Raw genomic sequence first — 3,559 nt, 5'->3', positions numbered from 1 at the left:
CAACTCGCCACCCGTTTGGTGGTCATCATTACCCTGCTCAGTTTCCTGCCGGCGGTCATCGTCTTCGGTTTTTCCTGGCAATATCTGAATCGGGGTGTGGACTCGTGGTTTAGCGGTGCGGTGCAGACTGCGCTGGATCAGGCCCTGAACGTGGCCAAGGCCGGTGTGGATCGTTACCGTAATTCCACGCTGTTGGCGGCGGAGAGCATTGCTCAGGCCCTGGTGGGGGAGTCTGACAGCAACGCCGTAATCACCGTGATTGCCCTGCGCGATCAGTACCGTTTGAGTAGTGTTACCCTCTTCTCCAGCGATAACCGGATCATCGCCACCAGCAGCGATAACCTCAGTCTGGCGCCGCGTTTGCCGCGCCGGGAAATCCTCGCCATGGATGAGAGCCATCCGACGGCCACCATCGAGCCGGAACCCAAAGGCGGCTTGCTGGTAAAGGTGCTGATTCCGGTACTGAGCCCGCATCTGGGGGAGAGCAACCGCATGCTCTATGTGGAACAGCCCATTCCTGAGCAATTGACCCAGGCGGCGGAGGCCGTGCAGGTGGCTTATACCCGGTATCACCAGTTGATGCTGATGCGCGAGCCGATGAAAACGGCCTTTCAGCTCAGCCTGGCGGTGGCCTTGCTGCTAGCCGTGCTGTCGGCGGTGTGGATGGGCTTGCATCTGGCGCGGCGCCTGACAGCGCCGATAGCGCGGCTGGCGGCTGGCACCCAGGCGGTGGCGCGCGGCGAGTTTATTCCCCTGCAGACGGTGGCGAGTCACGACGAGCTGGGTGTCCTGATACATTCGTTCAACAATATGACCCGACAACTGGCGCGGGCCAAGCAGCAGGCGGCGGCGGCGCAGGAGCAGGCGGAGCAGCGGCGGCTGTACCTGGAGACCGTGCTCGGACAGATTTCCAGCGGCATCCTGACCTTTGATGGCGAAAACCATTTGGCTGAGGTCAACGCCGCGGCGACCCATATCCTTCAGGAGGATTTGCCCAGGGGCAGTGCTCTGGATGCATTGCATGACGGCACCGCGCTGGAGCCCCTGTGGAAGCTGGTGGCGGACTGGGTGGAACACCCCCGTAACGGGATGCAGAAAGAGTTGCAGATCGAGCGCTCCGACGGGCCACAAACCATTATCGTGCATGGCGCCCATTTTGCGGATGATGCCGGCAGTCGGGGTTTCGTACTGGTTTTTGATGATATCAGTACGCTGGTCGCCGCCCAGCGCAGCGCCGCCTGGAGTGAGGTGGCGCGGCGTCTGGCCCACGAGATCAAGAACCCGCTCACCCCCATCCAGCTCTCCGCCGAGCGACTGCGGCGCAAATATCTGGAACGCCTTGGCGATGAGGGGGAGACCCTGGATCGCGCCACCCGTACCATCATCCATCAGGTGGATGCCCTCAAGGTGATGGTGGACGCCTTCTCGGAGTACGCCCGGCAGCCGCAACTGGAGTTGCGCCCGCTCGATCTGAACACGCTGATTCTGGACGTGCTCGACCTGTATCGCGGGCAAGAGAGCGGGGTGGAGATTCGGGCTGAACTGGGTGCGGGCCTGCCCCCCCTGCGGGCCGATGTGCATCGCCTGCGCCAGATCCTCAACAATCTCTTGCGTAATGCCATGGATGCTCTACAGGGTGGCATAGAATCTTCTGATGGTAAGCATATCCTGATTCGCACCCGTTTGACGGACGCCGGCCCGGCAAAAATGCTAGAGTTGAGTGTGTTGGATGACGGACCCGGCTTCCCGGCCGAGTTGCTGGCGCGGGTTTTTGAGCCCTATGTCACCAGCAAGGTGAAGGGTTCTGGGCTGGGTCTCGCCATCGTCCGGCGTATCGTTGAGGAGCACGGCGGGCTGATTATTGCCGATAATCAGGGTTTGCAGGGCGGTGCGCGTATCGTTATCGATTTTCCGTTGGGTTGAAGCAAGCGTTCAGGAGGCGGCATGGAAGAGGCACGATTGAATATTCTGGTGGTGGATGACGAACCCGATATCTGCGCGACCCTGGCAGAAATTCTGGAAGACGAAGGCTACAGCGTGCATACCGCGGGAAGTGCGGAAGCCGCCGAAGTGCTGCTGCGTGATCAGATGGCGGACCTCGTCCTCCTTGATATCTGGATGCCGGGTGAGGACGGCGTCAGCCTCTTGCGGCGCTGGGCCGAAGCGGGTCTGGAGCAGCCGGTGGTGATGATGTCCGGGCACGCCACCATCGAAACGGCGGTGCAGGCGACTAAGCTGGGCGCCTATGACTTTATCGAAAAGCCGCTGTCGCTGGACAAGACCCTGCTTACCGTCACCCATGCCCTGGAATCCAGTCGCTTGCAGCGCGAGAACCGCGACCTGCGCGCGCAGGCCGGCTGGGTAGAGCGGCCAAGCGGCGAGAGCCCGGCGATCCGCCAGTTTCGCGAACAGTTGCAGCGGGTGGCAGCGGTGGATTCCTGGGCGTTGCTGCTGGGCGAGCCGGGTAGCGGTAAGGAAGTGGCCGCGCGTTATTTGCACCGGCAAAGCCGACGGGCACAGGGGCCCTTCGTGGATCTGCGTGCCGCTGCCATCGCTCGCCCCAATGTCGCCATTGAGCTCTTCGGCAATGAAGATCATGGCAAACTGACCCGCGGGCGTCTGGAAGTGGCCCATGGCGGCACGCTCTTCATCGACGAAATTGCCGACATGGACCTGGAAACCCAGGCGCGGCTGTTCTCGGCCTTGCAGGAGCGACGCATCATCCGGGTGGGCGGGACGACGCCCGTGCCGGTGGATGTGCGCGTTATCGCCGGAAGCGCGCAGGATTTGGCGCACGCGGTGCAGAGCGGGCAGTTCCGCAGCGATCTCTACTACCGCCTCAGCGCCCTGCCCCTCAAGGTGCCGCCGCTGTCCGCGCGGAGTGCAGATATTCCGACGCTGATAGAAGAATTCGTACGCTTTTATGGCGCCCGCGATGGCTTGGCCGCGCGCCACTTTGCCCCGGAAACCCTGGACGTGCTGCGGCATTATCCCTGGCCGGGCAACGTCCGCGAATTGCAAAATCTGGTGGAACGACTGCTGATTCTGGCGGAAGGGCCGGAGATCAGCGCGGAAGAGGTGGAGGGGGCGCTGGGTCTGGATAATCGCCTCGTCCTCGCCAACACTAATTTCGACGGGGAAGATTTTGGCGGCACCCTGAAGCGCGCGCGGGAGCGCTTTGAGCGTGCCTTCCTCGAATACCATCTGGCGCGTAACGAGTGGAATATCGCGCGAACGGCGGAAGTGGTGGGGCTGGAGCGCACGCATCTCTATCGCAAGCTGAAGAATCTGAGTATTCCCCTGAAGGGCGAGCGGCATGCGGGCGAGGATGGGGATGAGGGGGAGGGGTAAGACGGAGCCGTTCATTCAGAATATCCACCCTCCGGAAACGCAGCGGGGCTTTGTGGCTCGCGGCTTACGGGCACGGGAAGAGGCCTGGGCAACGGGTGTGTATGTGGAAGCCCGAGAAATGTTGATCCGGCTGGATGCGTCTTTGGCGAGGGCGCGTGGCCATCGCCATGGAAAAGAGCGCTTGATTCTCGAGCACACACCCGACAGG

The 3,559-nt window shown here is 62.2% G+C and carries 3 protein-coding genes; all 3 read left to right on the top strand.

Annotated elements, in window-relative coordinates; genetic code table 11:
* Positions 1-1,923, top strand: a 1,923-nt coding sequence (locus AC2VNK_RS07470; RefSeq protein WP_486883338.1) for a sensor histidine kinase, incomplete at its 5' end; no start/stop codon positions are given.
* A gap of 21 nt (positions 1,924-1,944) precedes the next feature.
* A complete protein-coding gene (locus tag AC2VNK_RS07465) occupies positions 1,945-3,351 on the top strand; it encodes a sigma-54-dependent transcriptional regulator (RefSeq protein ID WP_486883337.1) in 1,407 nt (468 codons plus the stop codon).
* Positions 3,335-3,559, top strand: a 225-nt coding sequence (locus AC2VNK_RS07460; protein WP_486883336.1) for a hypothetical protein, incomplete at its 3' end; no start/stop codon positions are given. The genes AC2VNK_RS07465 and AC2VNK_RS07460, both read left to right, overlap by 17 nt.

The organism is Acidithiobacillus sp. TH-A35, from assembly GCF_057473505.1.
The sequence above is the reverse complement of the archived record's forward strand: the minus strand, read 5'-3'. Positions and strand labels throughout refer to the sequence as shown.

What these genes read in the sequence shown, in the direction of transcription:
- AC2VNK_RS07465 (WP_486883337.1), top strand. Translation starts at nt 1,945, where the DNA reads ATGGAAGAGGCACGATTGAATATTCTGGTGGTGGATGACGAACCCGAT.